Origin of the sequence: Paenibacillus sp. FSL R7-0204 (assembly GCF_038002225.1) — a bacterium.
GTDB lineage: Bacteria > Bacillota > Bacilli > Paenibacillales > Paenibacillaceae > Paenibacillus_AQ.
Genome location: NZ_JBBOCA010000001.1, coordinates 4446049 through 4464948, shown reverse-complemented (window position 1 = coordinate 4464948; position 18900 = coordinate 4446049). Strand labels below are relative to the sequence as shown.

The following is an 18900-nucleotide window of genomic DNA, read 5'->3' as shown; positions in this document are numbered from 1 at the left end:
GGGGGAGAAGCCAAATGAAGGACCAACGGCATGTGCTTAGATGGTTGACCAACTGGGGATGGATTCTCCTCTATATTGTGCTGATGTCCGGCGCTGTATGGTTCATTATGCAGGAGGACCGGGAGCAGATTGAGGATACCTCGCCCGAGAAGATCACATTGACCTTCCGGCATTTCTGGATCAAGGAGCATGACCGGCCGCTTCTGGCGATCTTCGAGGAGGTTGTCCGAAGCTACCAGGAGAGCCATCCGAATGTGAAGGTGAACTTCGAGGGGCTGGATCAGAATATCCACCGCGAGCAGAAGCTGAAGAGTGAGATGGTAACCGGCACAGCGCCTGATATGTTCGTTCTGTTCGGCGGGGCGGAGATTGAGCCATATGTGCGTTCAGCCCGGCTGATGGATCTGACCGATTTCACAGCCGAGAACGGTCTCAGCAACCAGTTCAAGGATCTGCATCTCTGGACATTCAACAACCATATCTACGGACTGCCGATTGAGGGCAATGCGGAACCGCTTTATTACAATAAAAAAATCTTCACCAAGCTAGGCATTAATACTCCGAATACATTGGCCGAGCTGGATACGGTGATGGCGAAGCTGAAGGCAGCGGGGTATATCCCGTTTGCGCTGGGGAACGAAGACCGCTGGCCGGCGGGGATATTCGCCCATTATCTGATGGACCGTTACGCCGGACCGGACCTGATTCAGAAGCTGATTACAGGCGAGGACAGGTCGAGCTTCCAGAACAGCGGCTACCTGGAAGCGTTCGGGCACCTGAACAGATGGGTGGAGGCAGGCTATTTCAGTGAAGACTCTAACGATACCTCCACTGAGGGGGCGGTCCGTCTGTTCACTGAAGGCAGGGCAGCCATGTACCTGAACGGCAACTGGGATATCAATTTATTCTCGGGGGACAATGCCCCGGACGATTTTCAGAGCCGGGTGGGAGCCATTCCCTTCCCTGCGCGGGAGGCCGGCACAGAGCCGTCTATCGCTGGGGGGTATACGATTGGCATCGGGCTGTCTTCGAGCCTTACCGGAGCGAAGCGGACAGCGGCTCTGGAATTGATGAAGGGCTTCTATACGAAAGAGATTCAGACGCGGATTGTCTATGAGGGCCTCCGGATTCCGTCGATGCGGATTGCATTTGACCCGGAGAAGACCGGACCGGTCTTCGCCCAGGTGATGGATATGATGGAGGAGAATCAGCAGAGCTTCGTCCCGTATGACAATCTGTTATCGCCTGAAGTGAAGAAGACCTTCCTAAGTGTCATTGAAGAGATGATTGATGGAGGGCTGCAGGCGGAGCAGGCCTTGCAGCAGCTGCAGGATGCATCCAAGCAGTATTGGAATCTGATCCGGAGTTCATCGGGTCAATAAGCCTGGGGGTGTAGTAGATGAAGGAACAGCAGGAGAAATACAAGGTCCTGCTCGTTGATGATGAGCCGATTATACTTCGCAGCCTGATGGTTGCGATTCCATGGGATGAGCTGGGCCTGAGCATTGTGGGGGAAGCGAAGAACGGGGAGGCCGCCTTGCAGCAGATTCAGCAGACCGCCCCGCATATCATTATCAGCGACATCCGGATGCCGGTGATTGACGGAATCACGCTGATGAAGGAGGTGCTGCCGCGCAATGCCAAGCTGATCTTCATCTTCATCAGCGGCTACGGGGAGTTCGAATATGCCAGGGAAGCTCTGCGGCTGGGGGCTTTTGATTATTTGCTGAAGCCGATCGACCATGACGAGCTGGTGGAGATGCTTAAGCGGGCCAGGGAGCGCCTGGACCGCCAGAAGGAGAACGAGCAGTTGATGCTCTCGGTGCAGACTCTGTCGCTGCTGGCCCGCGAACGCATGCTGGCCGAATTCACGCTGGGCAATCCGCGGCCGCTTAAGCACCTTAAATGGCTGGAGAACAGCGAGCTGGAGGGCGAATACTTCATGGCCGTGGTCCGTCTGGACGACTATGCCGCCTTGACGGCGAAATGGAGCGCCGAGGAGAAGCATCTATGGCTGTTTGCCGTACGCAATATCCTGGAGGAGTGGTCGCTTACGAACGGGGCATTGTCCATCTTCCCGTTCTACAACGGGGAATGGATTCTGCTCTTCCCGGCCAGCTTGAATGACGGTAAGCGGGAACTGGGAGAGCAGCTCATTGCCGGGATTAAGCGTTATTCCAAGCTGAACTGTTCGGTCGGCATCAGCAGAAGCACCAGCGGGATTGATCAGCTTAGCACGGTCTACCCGTTAGCCTCCCAGGCGCTGTACCAGCGCTTCTATTCCGGCCAGGCCGGAGTCTTTCTGGAAGAGGAGACAGCAGCGGCAGGCAACCGCGAGGTGCAGTATCCGAAGGAGCTGGAGCTGTCGCTGATTGAGAGCATCCGTACTCTGAATATGGAGCGGATGCTGACTCTTTTTGACGAGATGTCCGTATTCATTGAAGCCCAGAGCTTGCCCCAGCCGCTGGCGGAGCGCCTGATGATTGAGATGAGTGTGGTGCTATACCGGCAATTCGAACATCTGAATACACATAATGACTGGTCCATTGAAAGGCTGTTCAGCAAGCTGAACGGACTGGGCACGTTGCCGGACATGATGAATGTCCTGAAGACCACCTTCCGCGACTGGCTGGAGCAGAGTCATAAGACCGCAGCCCGGGAGGACGGCCGGAGCATCATTGAGAAGGTCCAGCGGTACATTGAATCCAACTACCATAAGGATCTCAGCATTGAGGAGGTATCCGAAGTGGCCGATCTTAGCATCAGCCATTTCTGCACCCTGTTCAAGCAAATCTCCGGCTACACGTTCCTCGAATTCGTCACCCACTGCCGGATGGAGAACGCCAAATACATTCTGCGCAACAGCAATGTGAAAGTCTATCAAGTCGCGCCGCTGGTTGGCTATCAGGACCCGAGATACTTCACTCAGGTATTCAAAAAAGCGACCGGCAAGACTCCCACAGAGTACCGTGAGGAGCATGTGAAGCAGGCTTAGCCCGGGTGAGTAATATGCAATTGAATAGGACGGAACCTTAAAAAAGAAACAAAAAAAATCGCTCGTTTTGGTAAATGGAGGTACCACCCAACCATCCCCAAAGGAGCGATTTCTTTGTACATTCACGGATTAACTTTGTCTTCCAAATGGATCTTGAGGAGGATATTCCAGCCACCCCCCTGAGAGTCACCCACCTGAACGCCATCCTGCCTGACTACCAACCGCCTACCAAAATATCGGCCATCCGCCAGTTCTCCGACTCGCTATGCACCTAGTTATTTTTACGCCATCAATCCAGCCTTAACGGACCTGAAAGACGTTATTTCCAGGAAAACGCCACCTTGTGCGGTTTGACGGACTGAGGAGACCTTATTGGGATTAGAATTGAAAGTAGACGACAGTTAACGGACGGAGGGATAATAAGGGCAACGGAGGTGCATCCCTATGGGAGAAAAACGACAACGGTACAACGAAGAATATAAGAAGCAAACGGTAAAGTTCATTCAAGAGCAGACGAAGAGCATAGGGGACATCGCGCAAGAGCTGGACATTCCGAAAAGTACGCTGCACCAGTGGATGGGGAAATACCGGGAGCTAAAGAATGAACCGGTAGCCAGTATGGATCGGGTACGGGAACTCGAAGCCGAGCTCCAAGAGATGCGCCGTCAGCTCCAAGAGAAAGACAGTCGACTTGCCGATACAGAGGAAGAATTGGCAATCGTAAAAAAAGCAGTGCACATCTTCAGCAAACCAAGGAATTAAGATTCCAGTTTATGAAGGACCATCGCTCCGCATTTCGCTTGGAGAAGATGTGCAGTACCCTACAGGTATCCAGGAGCGGATATTACAAGTGGCTGAACGCCAAAGCCAGTGTGCAAGCCCTCCGCAAGGCTGCTGTTATGGAGCGAATCCGGTACCATTTTGACGACCATCAAAAACGGTATGGAAGTCCGAAGATCACCCGCCTGCTGCATCAGGAAGGCTATACGGTCACGGAACGCACAGTGAGTGTGTACATGCGAGAAATGAAGCTCCGCTCTATTGTATCTAAGCCATACCGAGTGCAGACGACCGATTCCAAGCATAATAATCCCATTGCACCAAACACACTGAACCAAGAGTTTAAGGTGCTTAAGCCCAATACCGTATGGGTCACCGACATCACGTATATCCCTTGTCGTGGAGGTCGCTTATACCTAGCTAGCGTCATGGATCTATGCACGCGAGAAATTGTAGGGTGGCGGCTGTATAACCATATGGAGACGAGCCTGGTCTTAGACGCGCTGCAGGCGGCGTACACGGCGAAGCGACCCGGCGAGGGCCTACTGCACCACTCTGACCGAGGGTCTCAATATACCTCAAAAGAATATGTCGACCAACTAAAGACATACCACATGAAATCCAGCATGAGCCGTAAAGGAAACTGTTACGATAACGCCTGCATTGAGTCTTGGCACAGTATTTTAAAGAAAGAGCTCATCTACTGTAATCCGCGCTTCAAAAACCCGGAACAGGCATATGATGCTATTTTCCAATACATTGAGTTCTATTACAATCGCAAGCGAATGCACAGCTCACTGGGGTATCTTTCCCCCGCCCGCTTTGCTAAGCAATTCACTAAAAAATCCGTTGCGTAACAGTCTACTTTCTTGACAGAAGTCCATATCGTCTCTTTACGAGAGGTTTAAAAGCGGCAATTCCAAGAATAAGCTCCATGAGGTCCGTTACTTTACTCAAGGGGTGACTTTCATCCTGCATAAGCGCACCTCAGTCCGTTACGCCGGGCCAAACGCCTCTTATGAACCATCCCGTCATGACCATCTATCCTTATTTGTGTTTTTGTAGATAAAATAAAATTTATCTATTAATAGATAGACAAAGTAAATTAAAGTCTATATATTAATATTCAGATTAGGTATTTATCTATTTAGAATGTATTCAAATAATGGAGGATGTTAACGTGTTAAGTAACAAGTATGTACGGACGACTATGCTGTCAAAATGTGTTATTGCAGCTCGGGGTGTGGGTGCGGAATTTTGCGATTCTGCTGTATGTGACGGAGATTACACAGAATGATCCTTATTATGTCTCGCTCATTTCGGTGGCAGAGTATGGTCCGCTCTTTCTGTTCGCGATCATCGGGGGAACCTTCGCAGACCGCTGGCGGCCCAAACGGACCATGATCGTAAGCGATCTGTTGTCCGCGTGCTCAATCTTTGTTGTACTGCTGGTGGTCATGTCAGGCTCATGGCGCGCCCTGTTGTTTGCAACAATGGTGTCGGCCATCCTGTCCCAGTTCTCGCAGCCTTCAGCGATGAAGCTACTTAAGCAGCATGTGCCTGAAGAGCAGCTGCAGAGTGTAATGGCTATGTTTCAGTCGCTTACGGCGTTCTTCATGGTCATTGGTCCGGTCATCGGCACTTTCATCTATAGTCATTACGGCATTGAGGCCTCACTTGCTGTGATGGGCGGGATGTTCATCTGCTCGGCGCTCATTCTGGTCAAGTTGCCTGCTGAGCGGAAGGAGGAGAGCGGACAGGCCCGCAGCGGATTCCTGGCAGAGATGATATCCGGACTGAATTATGTGCGCGCAAGCCGGGTGTTGAAGAATCTTGGAGTAACCTTTGCCTTCGCCGGGCTTGCCGCCGGACTGGTTCAGCCGCTGGGCGTCTTCATCATTATGGAGAATCTGGGCAGAGACAAAGACTTCCTGCAGTGGGTGATGATGGCCAACGGAGCGTCCATGCTGCTGGGCGGAATGTTTATTATGAGTAAAGGCAAAACTATGAAGCCGCAGACGATGTTATCCCTAGGCCTGCTGATCAGTGCGGCAGGAACGGCGGGGGTAGGCTGGTCGCATCACACAGCGCTCACGCTGGTGCTCCAGACGGTTAGCGGATTCTTTTACCCTTGTATTCATATCGGTATCAATACACTGCTGATCCGTCATACGGAGACTGCTTATATGGGCAGGGTGGGCGGCATTATGGGGCCGATGTTCATGGGCTTCATGGTGATTGGAATGTCTGTAGCCGGCTATGCTAAAGGAATGCTCTCTCTGTCCGCAGTCTTCACGGGGAGCGGTGTGTTGTTCCTGATTGCGGTGCTGATTCTGCTGCCGCTGCTCAGAACGAAAGAGGCGGGCAGACAAGCACTCCAGAGCCGACTATGACATTTGTCATACATCAGAGTTGATATTTATGACTTACGGGGATGACACTTCTTTCTTTATACTGGAAATATAAGAAGTATCCTTGAATGGATGCATCCGAGGAGGAACCGATCCCGATGACCAACAACCAGATACCCCAGCTCTCTACATTGAAGAAAAGCGTAGCCCCTTATGAGAAAACAGACCTCAGCACGAGCATAAAACAGCTCATTAATACGCTTGGGCCGCTGGTGCTATTATGGACCGCCGCTTACTTCAGCTTATCCGTGTCCTACTGGCTGACGCTGCTGTTCGCTATTCCGGCTGCCGGCTTTGTCATCCGCACCTTTATTATTTTTCATGACTGCTGTCACGGGTCGTTCTTCAAGAACCGCAAGGCCAATGATATTGTCGGCACCATCACCGGTGTGCTTACCCTGGTCCCTTACCGCCAGTGGAAGCACAGTCATTCGATTCATCATGCCGGAAGCAGCAATCTCGACAAAAGAGGCATCGGGGATATCTGGATCATGACGGTGGATGAATATGTGGCTGCCAAGCCGCTTCAGCGGCTCTATTACCGGATCTACCGCAACCCGCTGGTAATGTTCGTCATCGGACCGATTGCTGTATTCCTCATCCAGTACCGGTTCAATGCCAAAGGGGCAAGACGCAAGGAGCGCATGAATACCTACCTGACCAATGTGTCCATTGTGGCTCTATATACTGGAATTATTCTGCTCATTGGCTGGCAGGCGTTCCTGTTGGTGCAACTTCCAATAGTGTTCGTGTCCGGGTTCCTCGGCATCTGGCTGTTCTATGTACAGCACCAGTTCGAACATACTTACTTCGAGCATGATGAAGAGTGGAGCTACGTGAACGCCGCTGTAGAAGGAAGCTCTTACTATAAGCTGCCGAAGCTACTGCAATGGATTACCGGAAATATCGGATTTCACCATGTGCATCACTTGAGTCCAAAGGTGCCGAATTATAATCTGGAATTGGCTCACAATGCCAGCCCGCCTTTGCAAAAGGCAACCACCATTACACTCAGCACCAGTCTCGAAGCGCTGAAATACCGTCTTTGGGATGAAGAGCATAAGGTCTTCGTCAGCTTCAAGCAGTTGAAGCAGCGGTTGCGGAAGAGTGAGCCTGCCGTGAAAGAGGGGCTGAAGGTAATCAAACCGGGGTTCCAGAGCGAATAGAAGCGGTAACTTGATAACATGCAGAAAGACAGATCCGGGGAGCAGGATGCCGGGTCTGGTCTTTCTTTTTTAGAATACACACAGGTTGTTTCGAAGGAAGTTGCCGGTCTGAGGCTGGTTTATGTTAAAATGGGGGTATAAACTTGCTGGCAAAAAGGATGGCTAACATGCAGAAGTGGCATCATATTTTTCATAAAAGTACGGGACTGAGCCCTTATGTATGGGTTGTTTTTTACATTCTTCCGTTCTATTTCATCTTCCGATCCTCCTCGGCGGACCGCTGGGTGTATGGCATTCTGATGATTATGGTCTTCTTCGCCTGCTACGTGCTGTCGTTTAAGGCCAGGGGCTGGGTAGTCTATTTCTGGACCAGTGTGCAGATGATAGTTTCTGTTACGATGACGCTGCTGTTCGGATACATGTACTTTGCGCTGTTTCTGGCTTTTTTTATCGGGAATATTCAGAAAAGAGCGGCCTTCTTCACCCTCTATCCGATCCATCTGCTGACGACGATTGTAGCCATTAACTATGAGCTGATTATGCGCAATCCCGTATTCCTCTCGCAGCTGCCGTTCGTGTTGGTCAGTATCATTGCTGTGGTGCTGCTTCCGGTCACTACCTATAACCGCAACAGGCAGGATAAGCTGGAGGAACAGCTGGAGGATGCCAACAAACGGATCTCCGAGCTGGGTATTATGGAAGAGCGTCAGCGGATCTCCCGGGATCTGCATGATACGCTGGGACAACGCCTGTCACTGATCGGACTGAAGAGTGACCTGGCCGGCAAGCTGATCAGCAAGAATCCGGCACAGGCCATGATCGAAATTAACGATGTCCGCGTAACCGCCCGCAGCGCGCTTAAGGAAGTCCGGGAGATGATCACACAGATGCGGGGCATCCGGGTTGAAGATGAGCTGGTGCGCATCCGGCAATTCCTCCAGGCGGCGGAGATCGGTTATATGCTGGAGGGTGATCCCGTTCTGACCAATACCTCGCTGATTACCGAGAATGTGCTGAGCATGTGCATGAAGGAGGCCGTAACCAACGTGGTGAAGCATAGCGGCGCCTCGCTCTGCCTGATCCAGATTGAGCCTTCCCGGACAGACCTGGTGATTAAGGTGAAGGATAACGGCACGGGGATTGAGGGGACCAGGCTGTATCATAAGGGGCATGGCCTGCAGGGAATGCGGGAGCGGCTGGAGTTCGTGAACGGTTCGATGGAAGTGATCCAGGATGAAGGAACTACGCTAGTGATTAAGGTGCCGAATGCGTCGCAGCAGCCGGACATGGAGGTGAACGCGCAATGATATCAATCGTGATAGCCGAAGACCAGCGGATGCTGCTGGGAGCACTGTCGGCGCTGCTGGACCTGGAGGAAGACATGAAAGTGGTTGGCAAGGCGAGCAACGGGGAAGAGGCTGTGAAGCTGGTGAAGCAGCTGCAGCCTGATATCTGTATTATGGATATTGAGATGCCGGCTATGACGGGCCTGGAAGCGGCAGAAGCCCTGAAGGGGGCAGGCTGCAAAATCATGATTCTGACCACGTTTGCCCGGGCAGGGTACTTCGAGCGTGCGGTCAAGGCCGGAGTGGATGCCTATCTGCTTAAGGACAGTCCCAGCGAGGAGCTGGCGCTGTCGATCCGCAGTGTCATGGACGGCAAACGGATGTACGCGCCGGAGCTGATGGATGAAGCCTACAGCAAGGAAGCGAATCCGCTGACCGAGCGGGAGAAGGAAGTGCTGGGGCTGATTGCCGACGGCAAGAATACGAAGGAGATCGCCAGCCAGCTGTATATCACCACCGGAACAGTCCGCAACTACATCTCGGTCATTCTGGACAAGCTGGATGTGGGCAACCGGATCGAGGCGATTACACGCTTCAAGGAGAAAGGCTGGTTCAAATAAAATATCCCTGGCGGGGAAGCATGAACGGCGGCTGTTTCATGAGGGCTGGCCGTTTTTTTTGTTCGACTTTTGTTCGGTTATAGAGGTTACATAAAGCGCTTATAAAGGAGCTTGACTAGAAGGGAATCTAGGACCTATCACCCATTTTTCATCTGAAAGCGGTTACTCTATTGGATCGGACGCTAAGATTTGCTAAAATGAATGCAAACATATGATCCTATTTGTAGTCGTTTCATGTGAAGTTGGGTAATAAATACTTGTGCCCTATATGCACGATTATTCATTCTGCTTACATCCTAATTCAGCCGGGAGGAATCTAATTTGCCAGAGCTAACATCCACGTACGTCGATTCACTTGCACCCAATGCTGCTGCGATCAAGAACGGCCAGGGGCTGGTCCGCAAAAAGAGCTTTGTGGAGCTCCATCAGTCGGAGAACGGAGAGCTATTATTCGGAAAATGTGCCGGAAGCGGCAAAACGCCCTATGAGTGCTCAGTGGACTTCATCGTACCAGACAGCCCGGTCTTCCGCTGCAGCTGCCCCAGCCGCCAATTCCCCTGCAAGCACGCACTAGGTCTGCTGTATGCCTTTACCGAAGGCCAGACGTTCACACCTGCTCCGGTTCCCGAAGACATCGCATCGAAGCGCGAGAAGGCGGAGAAGCGGGAAGAGAACAAGGTGAAGCAGGCGGCTGAAGGAGCAGATCCCAAGCCGAAGAAGGTTAACAAATCCGCCCTGAAGAAAAAAATCAACGCGCAGCTCGAAGGGCTTGATCTGCTGGAAAAGCTGGTGCTCTCCTTCGTACGCAGCGGCCTTTCCACGATTGACAAGTCTGCGGCCAAGACGCTTCAGGGGCATGTGAAGCAGCTCGGGAACTATTATTTGTCCGGTGCCCAGATTGAGCTGCGCCGCTTCGCGAATCTGATGTTCAGCGGCAAGGATCAGGAGCAGAACTATACATATGCGGTGGAGCAGCTGACACGGCTACACGCATTTATCAAGAAGGGCCGGACGTATCTGCTGGCCCGGAGCGAGGACCCGGAGCTGGCGCTCGATCACGAATCCACGATTGATGAATGGCTGGGCCATGCCTGGCAGCTTAGCGAGCTGAAGGAATACGGGCTGGTGAAAGAGGGGGCAGAGCTGCTGCAGTTATCCTTCTACAGCTACAACGATGGGGCCCGCCAGGAGTTCGTAGACCTTGGCTTTTGGCTGGATCTCTCTGCGGAAGGCGGGGAGATCCGCCGGACCTTTAACTACCGCCCTTACAAGGCGGCGAAGCTGATGCGCGAGGAAGACAGCTTCTTCGACATTGCCGTGGTTCCACAGCTGTACACCTATCCCGGGGATATGAATGCCCGGATTAGATACGAGTCCATGTCTTCAAGACCGGTGCAAGGCACGGATCTAGAGCGGGCGGCCGCCAAGGCTCACCGTTCATATTCGGAGGTCTTCAAGAAGGTGAAGAATCAGATCAAGAACCCGCTGAGCGACAAGCAGCCGGTCATGCTGCTGCATGCCGCAGCTCTGGGCGTTACAGAGAACGGCCAGTATGTTATGACGGACGGGGAAGGAACAAGGCTGCTCCTGGAGGATATTCCGTCAGTTGCGCAAGGCACGGTAGAGCTGCTGCCGTTCCTTCCGGCCGGCGCCCGCGAGGACTGTACAGTTCTGGTCATGTTCGAGCATGACCTGGACCAGGGACGTCTGCGTGCCCAGCCGCTGACTGTCGTTAAGGGCGAAGAGATCATTCGTCTGCTGTACTAGTGCAATTCAACATTATCCACAAACCTTTATTCAAATGGGAGGACAATCCATGAGCACAGCGTTATTGCAGGAGCTGCATCAGGAATACAGAAGACTGTATATTGCCGGAAGTGAGCTGGCGGCTGGAGATTTCCGCCTGAAGCGGCTGCTTCCGCAATTTCAGCAGCTAGGCGAGCGGTCACCGGTCTTTAAGAAGCTAGGCGAGGGAATCACGGCACTGATTGAACCGGGGAGCCCGGACGGTCCTGCCCCGGGCATTCAATTGCAGGAGAATACTCTGCTGCTGGAGTCTGTTCTGTACACTCAGGGAACGACAACCGTGGATGGAACTACCGGACCCTTGCCGGTTCGGAAGTTCACCCTGCAGACGAATCAGACTTACCGGAAGCTTGCGCCTGTGCTTGAAGCGCTCACCACTACCGGAAGCGGCAGATATGAGATTGTACTGGACGCCTATAAAGAAGGAGTCTTTGAGGATCTGCGTCTGCTGCCGCTGGCTGTCTCTGCACTGAACGACCCGTATTCGGAGCTGGCGGAATATGCGAAGAACCATATTCTCCCTTCTTATGGGCCCGAGATCGCCGGATACCTGCTGGAGACCTTCAACCCGGCAGGGGGACGGAGCGAGGTCCGCAAGCTGGAGGTCATTGCTCAAGCAGGCGCTTCCAGTCACCTGGACGTTATTGTTCAATCAGCCGAGAACGGCAGCGATGAGATCCGGGCAGCCGCCATCAAGTGTCTGGGAGAGTATGAGGAATATACAGGACTCCTGCTGGGGTGGTCTGCTGACAAGAAGAAAATCATCCGTGAAGCTGCCTACACAGCATTGGCAGCAGGTGGATCGGCAGAGGGAGCAGAGCGGCTCATTGAGGTGTTCAGCCAGAAGAAGGACCGTGAGATGTTAGCCGCAGTGCTGGCAGGCGGGCATTCCGCAGAGGTAAGCGACAGGCTGGCGGTATTATTTATGGAGGAGCTGCAGGCTGCGCCGCAGACGAATGCAGACAAGAAGCTGACCGACAAGATGTGGAATGAGCTTCTTCCCTACATGACCGCGCTGCGCTACGTGCGGAGCCCGCAGCTGGATGAAATCTACAGCTATATCCTTAAGGAGTATGCACGCTTCTCGTCTCTGGGCTGGATTCCACTCATTGACCGTGCGGCCTGGTATAAAGAGAGAACTCCGGATGGAGCTGCGCTGGCTGAGCTTGAAGAGCTGGATAAACGGAGCGCAAGGTTCCTGCCGAACTATTTCCGTGTCGCCAAGCAGTCACTCAGTCCAAAAGAGCTGTACAACCGGTTCGGCGGAAGTTTCATGGATAAATTGAAAATATTGGTGGGTAAGGAGGCCAAGGATGCGGCTCAACGCTCGCAATTGTTGATTGATACGATTGAGGAGCAGGTCGTGGATATCCGCCGGGGGACTTACGAGGTAGAGTGGGACGCATCAGGAATCAGACAGCCTTACAGCAGGGAGTTGCTGTCTGCCGAAGAAATTGCCGCAGATTGGGATCCCCGCTGGCTGGATTGGTTCATCAAGCGTGACGCGGTGAATTTGGCCAGTGCCTTTGCACGCCCGGGTCATCAGGGGGTACAGGACTACCTGCTTGGCAAGCTGCAGGAGCCTTATAAACGAAAAACTTATGATTTCATTCCTAATCTCTTCAAAGGCCTTGAAAGGGCGGGAGTGCCGGAGTCGGAGCGCTTGGAACTGCTGATGACCGCCTTGGAGAATAAGAATGTCCATACGCCTTATACGTTTGAGTTCTATTTATTTAAATTGATGGAGCGCTTCCCTGCCAGCTATGCGGACCGGCTGGAAGCGGTCATTCCTAAATATAGATATGAATGTAAGCAGCAGCTGGAATATGTACTGAACAGCCTGCGGAGTGCCAACTAATACCTGAGCCATCTGGACTTATCTTTTCACTACAATGCTGTAACTAAGGAGAGGTGTACATGTCAACAGAACAAGATCAGCTTCAGGATTACATGCGTCTGCCTGCCGAAATCCTGTACCAGGATGAGCTGGAGGCTCTGCGCAAGGAGGACACCGGGCGTATTCCGGCCGGATGGCAGATGTCCCCGCGTTCAGTTCTCACGTTCATTACTGGCGGCAAGGCGGGCAAGACCGTGATTACGCCGAAATACATCGGCAACACCCGGCTGATCGAGATGGCGGTTGCCACACTGGTCACCGACCGTGCACTGCTGCTGATCGGGGAGCCGGGTACGGCGAAATCCTGGCTGTCCGAGAATCTGGCAGCGGCGATCTACGGCAACTCAGGTATGGTGGTGCAGGGGACGGCGGGAACAAGCGAAGAGCATGTGCGCTATTCCTGGAACTACGCCATGCTCCTGGCGAACGGACCGACGCCGGAGGCGCTGGTCAAGAGCCCGATTATGCGGGCGATGGAGGATGGAGGAATTGCCCGGTTTGAAGAAATCTCCCGCTGTGCCTCCGAGGTACAGGACGCGCTGATCTCGATTCTGTCAGAGAAGACGATCTCCGTGCCGGAGCTGGGTAAGGAGACCAGTGCCCGCAAGGGCTTTTCCATTATAGCCACCGCTAATACGCGGGACCGCGGAGTCAATGAGATGTCTGCTGCTCTGAAACGGCGCTTCAATATCATTGTGCTGCCTGCGCCATCGGACCTTGAGACGGAGCTGTCCATTGTGAAGAAGCGTGTGGGTGAGATTGCCTCCTCGTATGAGCTGCAGGCTGCTGTTCCGGCGGATGAAGCGCTGCTGAAGGTGGTCACCATCTTCCGCGAGCTGCGCAGCGGCATGACCCTCGACAAGAAGGAGAAGGTCAAGACTCCAGCCGGTGTAATCTCCACAGCAGAAGCCATCTCGCTGCTGACGAACAGCATGGCACTGGCGGCAAGCTTCGGGAGCGGAGAACTGACCGACGAGGATCTGGCAGCGGGACTCCAAGGGGCGATCGTCAAGGATGACGACAAGGATAAGCTGGTGTGGAAGGAATATCTGGATAATGTAATGAAGAAAAAAGGAGCGGACTGGCGCGGACTCTATCAAGCCTGCAAGGAGATGAACGAGTGAGCAGGGCAGCGGTTGCCGGCGTTCATGTCTTCGGAGTCCGGCATCTGTCTCCGGGCGGTGCCAGGCATGTCCTGGAATATTTGAACGAACTGCAGCCGACCGCCGTGCTGATTGAGGGGCCGAGCGATGCAAGCGGAGAGATCCGTCATTTAACCCACGCGGTAACGAAGCCGCCGGTGGCTATTCTGGCCTTCACCGAGGATCTGCCCGTACGGACGGTGCTCTGGCCGTTCGCTGTGTATTCCCCGGAATATCAGGGGATGAAATGGGCTCAGGAGCATGGAGCACAGGCCGAGTTCATCGACCTGCCTTCCTCTGTAACGCTGGGGCTGCAGGATGCTTTACGGCAGGATGCTGGCGGACGCCCGGAGCTGAAGCCTGTAGCTGAAGAACAGGGGGAGCCGGCGGAAGAGGAAGTCAGTGAGCCGGAGTCCGTATACAGCCGGATTGCCCGGCTTGCCGGTGAGCATGACTATGATATGTACTGGGAGCGTAATTACGAGCATAACGCCAGCGGCGGCGCATACCGCGCCGCGATTCTGGCCTTCTCTGCCCAGATGCGGGAGCTGTCGGAGTCCACGGAGCGTGCAGAGCAGCCGCGGGAATATGCTTATAACGCGTTGCGCGAATCTTATATGAGGCGGAGAATTAAGCTCAAGATTGAAGAAGGGCATCTGCCGGAGAAGATTGTTGTGATCTGCGGTGCATACCACGCCGCCGCACTGGCTGATCTCTCGGAGGGGATGAGCGATACGGAGCTTGCGTCATTGCCTTCACGCTCTACCAAGCTGACGCTGATGCCGTATTCCTACTATAAGCTCTCCACCATGTCGGGTTACGGTGCGGGCAACGCGGCTCCGCACTACTTCCAGATGATGTGGGAGCTGATGGCCTCAGGCCGCGCTGAGGAGCTGCCCCATCTCTATCTCTCCTCTGTGGCCCGGATGGTGCGCAGAGCAGGGACACACCGCTCCACGGCCGAAGTCATTGAAGCGGTGCGGCTGGCAGAGTCGCTGGCGGCGCTGCACGGTGGAAGCGCACCTACGCTGCGCGATCTGCGCGATGCCGCACAGACCTTGCTCGGCCACGGTGATCTGGCCGTTATCGCCGATTCGCTGGCCCGGGTGGATGTCGGTACGAATATCGGAAGGCTGGCCGATGGCGTCAGCCAGACGCCGATTCAGGATGACCTGAACCGGCTGCTGAAGCGCTACAAGCTGGAGAAGTACAGATCGACTGTAGCCAGCGACCTGACGCTGGATCTGCGCGAGAACCGCCGGGTGTCAAGCAGTGAAGCGGCTTATCTCGATCTGCACCGCTCGGTGCTGTTCCACCGGCTGGAGCTGCTCGGCATCCACTTCGCCCGGAATGTGCCGAGCGGCCAGTCCGGGGCGACCTGGGCAGAGCACTGGGTCCTCCAGTGGGCGCCGGAGGTAGAGATTGAGATCGTGGAGTCTACACTGCTGGGCGAGACCATTGAGGTGGCGGCAGCCTACGTTCTGCGCGAGAAGCTGCTGGAATGCAGCTCTATCGCTGAGGCCTCTGCGCTGATTGTCACCGCCTGCGAATGTGCCATGACCACGCAGATGGAGGAGAGCAGCCGCGTGCTGCAGCGCCTTGCGGTAGACAGCCGGGATGTTGTCTCGATTGCCACGGCTGCAAGGGAACTGGCCAAGATCATCGGATACGGCGACATCCGCAAGGTGGATACGGCCCCGTTCGTACCGCTGCTGGAGGAGCTGTTCCGCCGGGGCTGCCTGTTCCTGCTGGATGCCAGCGGCTGTAATGATGAAGCGGCGGCGCTGATGATCGGCGCAATGAATGACCTGAACAACATCTCGCAGGAGCATAGCGAGATTGCGGATACGGCTCTGTGGCTGCAGGAGCTGCTGCAGCTGGCGCAGCGGGATGACCGCAACCCGCGGCTGTCGGGCTTCGCCTGCGCGATCCTGATGGAGCGTGGAGCCATCCCCGCCGGAGAGGTTGCGGCAGAGGTGTCGCGCCGCTTGTCCCCAGGGATACCGGCAGACCTTGGGGCAGGCTGGTTCGAAGGCCTGTCCATGCGTAACCGCTATGGACTGCTGTCGCGGATGAGCCTGTGGGAGCAGCTGAATGACTATATCAACGCCTTGGAGGATGAGGAGTTCAAGCGTGCGCTGGTCTTCCTGCGCCGGGCGTTCAGTACCTTCTCCCCGCGTGAGAAGACGATGATCGCCGAGCTGCTGGGTGAGCTGTGGGGCGTGAACACAGAGCAAGCCGCCGAGATTCTGACAGGAGAACTGAAGGAGGAGGAAGCCAAAATGCTGGATGATCTGAATGATTTTGACTTCGGGGACCTGTAGATGGGTGAAGAAGAGCTGAAGGAAGAGTTACAGGAGGATAACCAGAACAGCGCCCTTACACGCTGGCGGCTGATTCTGGGGCAGGAAGCGGAAGAAGCCTTGCCCGGCTTCGGCTCAGGCAGCGGCCGGAGCTTAAGCGAGGAAGAGCTGATTATGGATGCAGCGCTGGCTGCTATCTATAATGAGACAGGCGCAGGTAAGGCAGAAGGGAGTGCCGCTGCCGCTTCGAAGGGCAGAGGTGCAGGCTCGGGACATGCTGCGATTAACCTGTCCAAATGGCTCGGGGATGTGCGGAATTTCTTCCCGGAGGATGTAGTCTCGGTTATTCAGACCGATGCGATGGAGCGCAAGGGCTGGAAGCAGCTGCTCTTCGAGCCGGAGCTGCTGGCGGCAGTGAAGCCGGATATTCAGCTGGTCGGTACGCTGCTGGCACTCAAGGGCAAAATCCCGGAGAAAACCAAAGATACCGCAAGAATGCTCGTCCAGGCGCTTGTGGATGAGCTGGTCAAGCTGCTGGAGACCGACATCCGCCGTGCGGTCACCGGTGCACTCAACAAGCGGCAGCATTCCCCGCTGCCTTCACTCAGCGGGCTGGACTGGAAACGGACGATTGAGCGCAACCTGAAGCACTACGATGCAGAGCGGCGGATGATTATCCCCGAGCGCTTCTTCTATTTCGACCGGGCCCGCCGCAGCAAGGAATGGACGGTCATTGTGGATATTGACCAGAGCGGCTCGATGGCCAGCTCTGTGATCTGGGCGTCGGTGATCGGCTCGATCTTCGCCAGTATCCCGGCGCTGAACACGCGTGTCGTTGCTTTTGACACCGAGGTGGTAGACTTGACGGAGCAATGTGCGAATGATCCTGTTGACATGCTCTTCGGCATCCAGCTCGGGGGCGGCACGGATATTCATAAGTCGGTGAAGTATTGCGAGCAGTTCATCGAGGAGCCGAAGAAGACGCTGTTCATTATCGTATCGGATCTGTACGAGAACGGCAATCAGGCCGGTCTGGTCCGGCGGATGCGCGAGCTGCGGGAATCCGGGGTGCGGACGATGACGCTGCTGGCCCTCTCCGATGAGGGTAAGCCTTCCTATGATGAACGGCTGGCCGCTCAGCTCGCCCGTGATGGAACGCCTTGCTTCGCCTGTACTCCGGCACTGTTGCCTGTCCTGGTGGAAGGGGCGCTGAAGGGCCAGGAGCTGGGTGAATTGGCGAAGCGGCTGGGGATGACGCGGTAATTTTATTAGAAGAGGAAACACTTACTTTATAATCACATATTGTGTAACATGCCGCTATCCTTTATAATCGGTTATTAAAAAGCGTCTTTCGCTAGGCGCTGCTTGAAAGGAAATGAATTTCTTATGTCGAGGAAGCTCAGAGCGGGTATTGTTGGCGGTACCGGTATGGTCGGCCAGCGTTTCATTGCACTTTTGGAGAATCATCCATGGTTTCAGGTAACGGCGATTGCGGCGAGCGCGAATTCAGCCGGCAAGTCCTATGAGGAGTCTGTTCAAGGCAGATGGAAGCTCTCTACCCCTATGCCAGAAGCAGTCAAAGGCATTAGGGTTCAAGACGCCTCCAAGGTAGAGGAAGTGGCTGCGGATGTGGATCTGATCTTCTGCGCCGTAGATATGAAGAAGGAAGAGATCAAGGCGCTGGAAGAAGCTTATGCGCGTACCGGAACACCGGTGATCTCTAACAATTCGGCACACCGCTGGACACCTGATGTTCCGATGGTGATTCCCGAGATTAACCCGGAGCATCTGGAGGTTATCGCCCAGCAGCGCAAACGTCTGGGGACAGAGACCGGCTTCATCGCCGTGAAACCGAACTGTTCCATTCAGAGCTATATGCCTACCCTGAATGCACTTCATGAGTTCAAGCCTTCCAAGGTGGTTGTAACTACTTATCAGGCGATTTCAGGTGCAGGCAAGACCTTCGCGGACTGGCCGGATATGGTAGATAACGTGATTCCTTTCATCGGCGGGGAAGAAGAAAAGAGCGAGCAGGAGCCGCTCCGGATCTGGGGTAAGGTAACCAGTGAAGGGATCGTACCAAGCGAGCAGCCGGTAATCACCACACAGTGTATTCGTGTACCTGTGGCTGACGGCCATATGGCGGCTGTCTTTGCTTCCTTTGAGCAGAAGCCTTCCCGCGAGGAGATTCTGGAACGCTGGAACAGCTTCCAGGGGCGTCCGCAGGAGCTCGGTCTGCCGAGTGCTCCTAAGCAGTTCATCACGTATTTTGAGGAAGAGAACCGTCCGCAGACCCGTCTGGACCGCGATATTGAGAACGGCATGGGCATCTCCGCAGGACGCTTGCGCGAGGATTCACTGTACGATTACAAATTCGTCAGCCTGTCCCACAATACGGTAAGAGGCGCTGCCGGCGGTGCGGTACTGATCGCCGAATTGCTTAAGGCCGAAGGATATATTCAGCCTAAATAAGCCACTCTATGCTCTTGGATAG

General features: G+C 54.4%; 14 protein-coding genes. All 14 read left to right on the top strand.

Annotated elements, in window-relative coordinates; all coding sequences use genetic code 11:
- The first annotated feature begins 14 nt into the window (after window positions 1–14).
- The 14 genes from MKX42_RS19715 to asd all read left to right on the top strand — a co-directional run bounded on the left by MKX42_RS19715 (window position 15) and on the right by asd (window position 18878).
- Window positions 15–1382: an ABC transporter substrate-binding protein gene (locus tag MKX42_RS19715; protein WP_340753988.1), complete on the top strand. Its 1368-nt coding sequence runs from the start codon at window positions 15–17 to the stop codon at window positions 1380–1382.
- A gap of 17 nt (window positions 1383–1399) precedes the next feature.
- Window positions 1400–2995 carry a response regulator gene (locus tag MKX42_RS19710; protein WP_340753987.1) on the top strand — a complete coding sequence of 532 codons (1596 nt, stop codon included), beginning with the start codon at window positions 1400–1402 and terminating at the stop codon, window positions 2993–2995.
- A 444-nt stretch (window positions 2996–3439) separates the two neighbouring features.
- Window positions 3440–3757: a transposase gene (locus MKX42_RS19705; RefSeq protein WP_340750981.1), complete on the top strand. Its 318-nt coding sequence runs from the start codon at window positions 3440–3442 to the stop codon at window positions 3755–3757.
- A gap of 11 nt (window positions 3758–3768) precedes the next feature.
- The gene (locus MKX42_RS19700) at window positions 3769–4632 is read left to right on the top strand and encodes an IS3 family transposase (protein ID WP_339311273.1); all 864 of its coding nucleotides are present in this window, start codon (window positions 3769–3771) and stop codon (window positions 4630–4632) included.
- 390 nt (window positions 4633–5022) lie between these two features.
- Entirely contained in the window at window positions 5023–6168 is a 1146-nt protein-coding gene (locus tag MKX42_RS19695) for an MFS transporter (RefSeq protein WP_340753986.1), read from the top strand.
- Between the two features lie 116 nt (window positions 6169–6284).
- Window positions 6285–7352: a fatty acid desaturase gene (locus MKX42_RS19690; protein ID WP_340753985.1), complete on the top strand. Its 1068-nt coding sequence runs from the start codon at window positions 6285–6287 to the stop codon at window positions 7350–7352.
- A 167-nt stretch (window positions 7353–7519) separates the two neighbouring features.
- Window positions 7520–8659, top strand: coding sequence for a sensor histidine kinase (locus MKX42_RS19685; protein WP_340753984.1), 1140 nt, complete (start codon window positions 7520–7522; stop codon window positions 8657–8659).
- Window positions 8656–9258 (top strand): response regulator transcription factor, encoded by a 603-nt coding sequence (locus MKX42_RS19680; protein ID WP_340753983.1) that lies wholly within the window; start codon window positions 8656–8658, stop codon window positions 9256–9258. Before MKX42_RS19685 ends, MKX42_RS19680 begins: the two co-directional genes overlap by 4 nt.
- 321 nt (window positions 9259–9579) lie before the next feature.
- Window positions 9580–11025: an SWIM zinc finger family protein gene (locus MKX42_RS19675; protein WP_340753982.1), complete on the top strand. Its 1446-nt coding sequence runs from the start codon at window positions 9580–9582 to the stop codon at window positions 11023–11025.
- Between the two features lie 49 nt (window positions 11026–11074).
- Window positions 11075–12922 (top strand): HEAT repeat domain-containing protein, encoded by a 1848-nt coding sequence (locus MKX42_RS19670; RefSeq protein ID WP_340753981.1) that lies wholly within the window; start codon window positions 11075–11077, stop codon window positions 12920–12922.
- Window positions 12923–12981: 59 nt separating this feature from the next.
- Window positions 12982–14085 (top strand): AAA family ATPase, encoded by a 1104-nt coding sequence (locus tag MKX42_RS19665; protein ID WP_076074576.1) that lies wholly within the window; start codon window positions 12982–12984, stop codon window positions 14083–14085.
- A complete protein-coding gene (locus MKX42_RS19660; RefSeq protein ID WP_340753980.1) occupies window positions 14082–16427 on the top strand; it encodes a DUF5682 family protein in 2346 nt (781 codons plus the stop codon). Before MKX42_RS19665 ends, MKX42_RS19660 begins: the two co-directional genes overlap by 4 nt.
- Window positions 16428–17669 carry a VWA domain-containing protein gene (locus tag MKX42_RS19655; protein WP_340753979.1) on the top strand — a complete coding sequence of 414 codons (1242 nt, stop codon included), beginning with the start codon at window positions 16428–16430 and terminating at the stop codon, window positions 17667–17669.
- Between the two features lie 123 nt (window positions 17670–17792).
- Window positions 17793–18878, top strand: a complete 1086-nt coding sequence (gene asd, locus MKX42_RS19650; protein ID WP_340753978.1) for an aspartate-semialdehyde dehydrogenase — start codon at window positions 17793–17795, stop codon at window positions 18876–18878.
- Window positions 18879–18900 lie beyond the last annotated feature (22 nt).

Coding starts and splice junctions, on each gene's coding strand:
- MKX42_RS19715 (WP_340753988.1), top strand. CDS start 15: ATGAAGGACCAACGGCATGTGCTTAGATGGTTGACCAACTGGGGATGG.
- MKX42_RS19690 (WP_340753985.1), top strand. CDS start 6,285: ATGACCAACAACCAGATACCCCAGCTCTCTACATTGAAGAAAAGCGTA.
- asd (WP_340753978.1), top strand. CDS start 17,793: ATGTCGAGGAAGCTCAGAGCGGGTATTGTTGGCGGTACCGGTATGGTC.
- MKX42_RS19710 (WP_340753987.1), top strand. CDS start 1,400: ATGAAGGAACAGCAGGAGAAATACAAGGTCCTGCTCGTTGATGATGAG.
- MKX42_RS19705 (WP_340750981.1), top strand. CDS start 3,440: ATGGGAGAAAAACGACAACGGTACAACGAAGAATATAAGAAGCAAACG.
- MKX42_RS19700 (WP_339311273.1), top strand. CDS start 3,769: ATGAAGGACCATCGCTCCGCATTTCGCTTGGAGAAGATGTGCAGTACC.
- MKX42_RS19680 (WP_340753983.1), top strand. CDS start 8,656: ATGATATCAATCGTGATAGCCGAAGACCAGCGGATGCTGCTGGGAGCA.
- MKX42_RS19685 (WP_340753984.1), top strand. CDS start 7,520: ATGCAGAAGTGGCATCATATTTTTCATAAAAGTACGGGACTGAGCCCT.
- MKX42_RS19670 (WP_340753981.1), top strand. CDS start 11,075: ATGAGCACAGCGTTATTGCAGGAGCTGCATCAGGAATACAGAAGACTG.
- MKX42_RS19665 (WP_076074576.1), top strand. CDS start 12,982: ATGTCAACAGAACAAGATCAGCTTCAGGATTACATGCGTCTGCCTGCC.
- MKX42_RS19655 (WP_340753979.1), top strand. CDS start 16,428: ATGGGTGAAGAAGAGCTGAAGGAAGAGTTACAGGAGGATAACCAGAAC.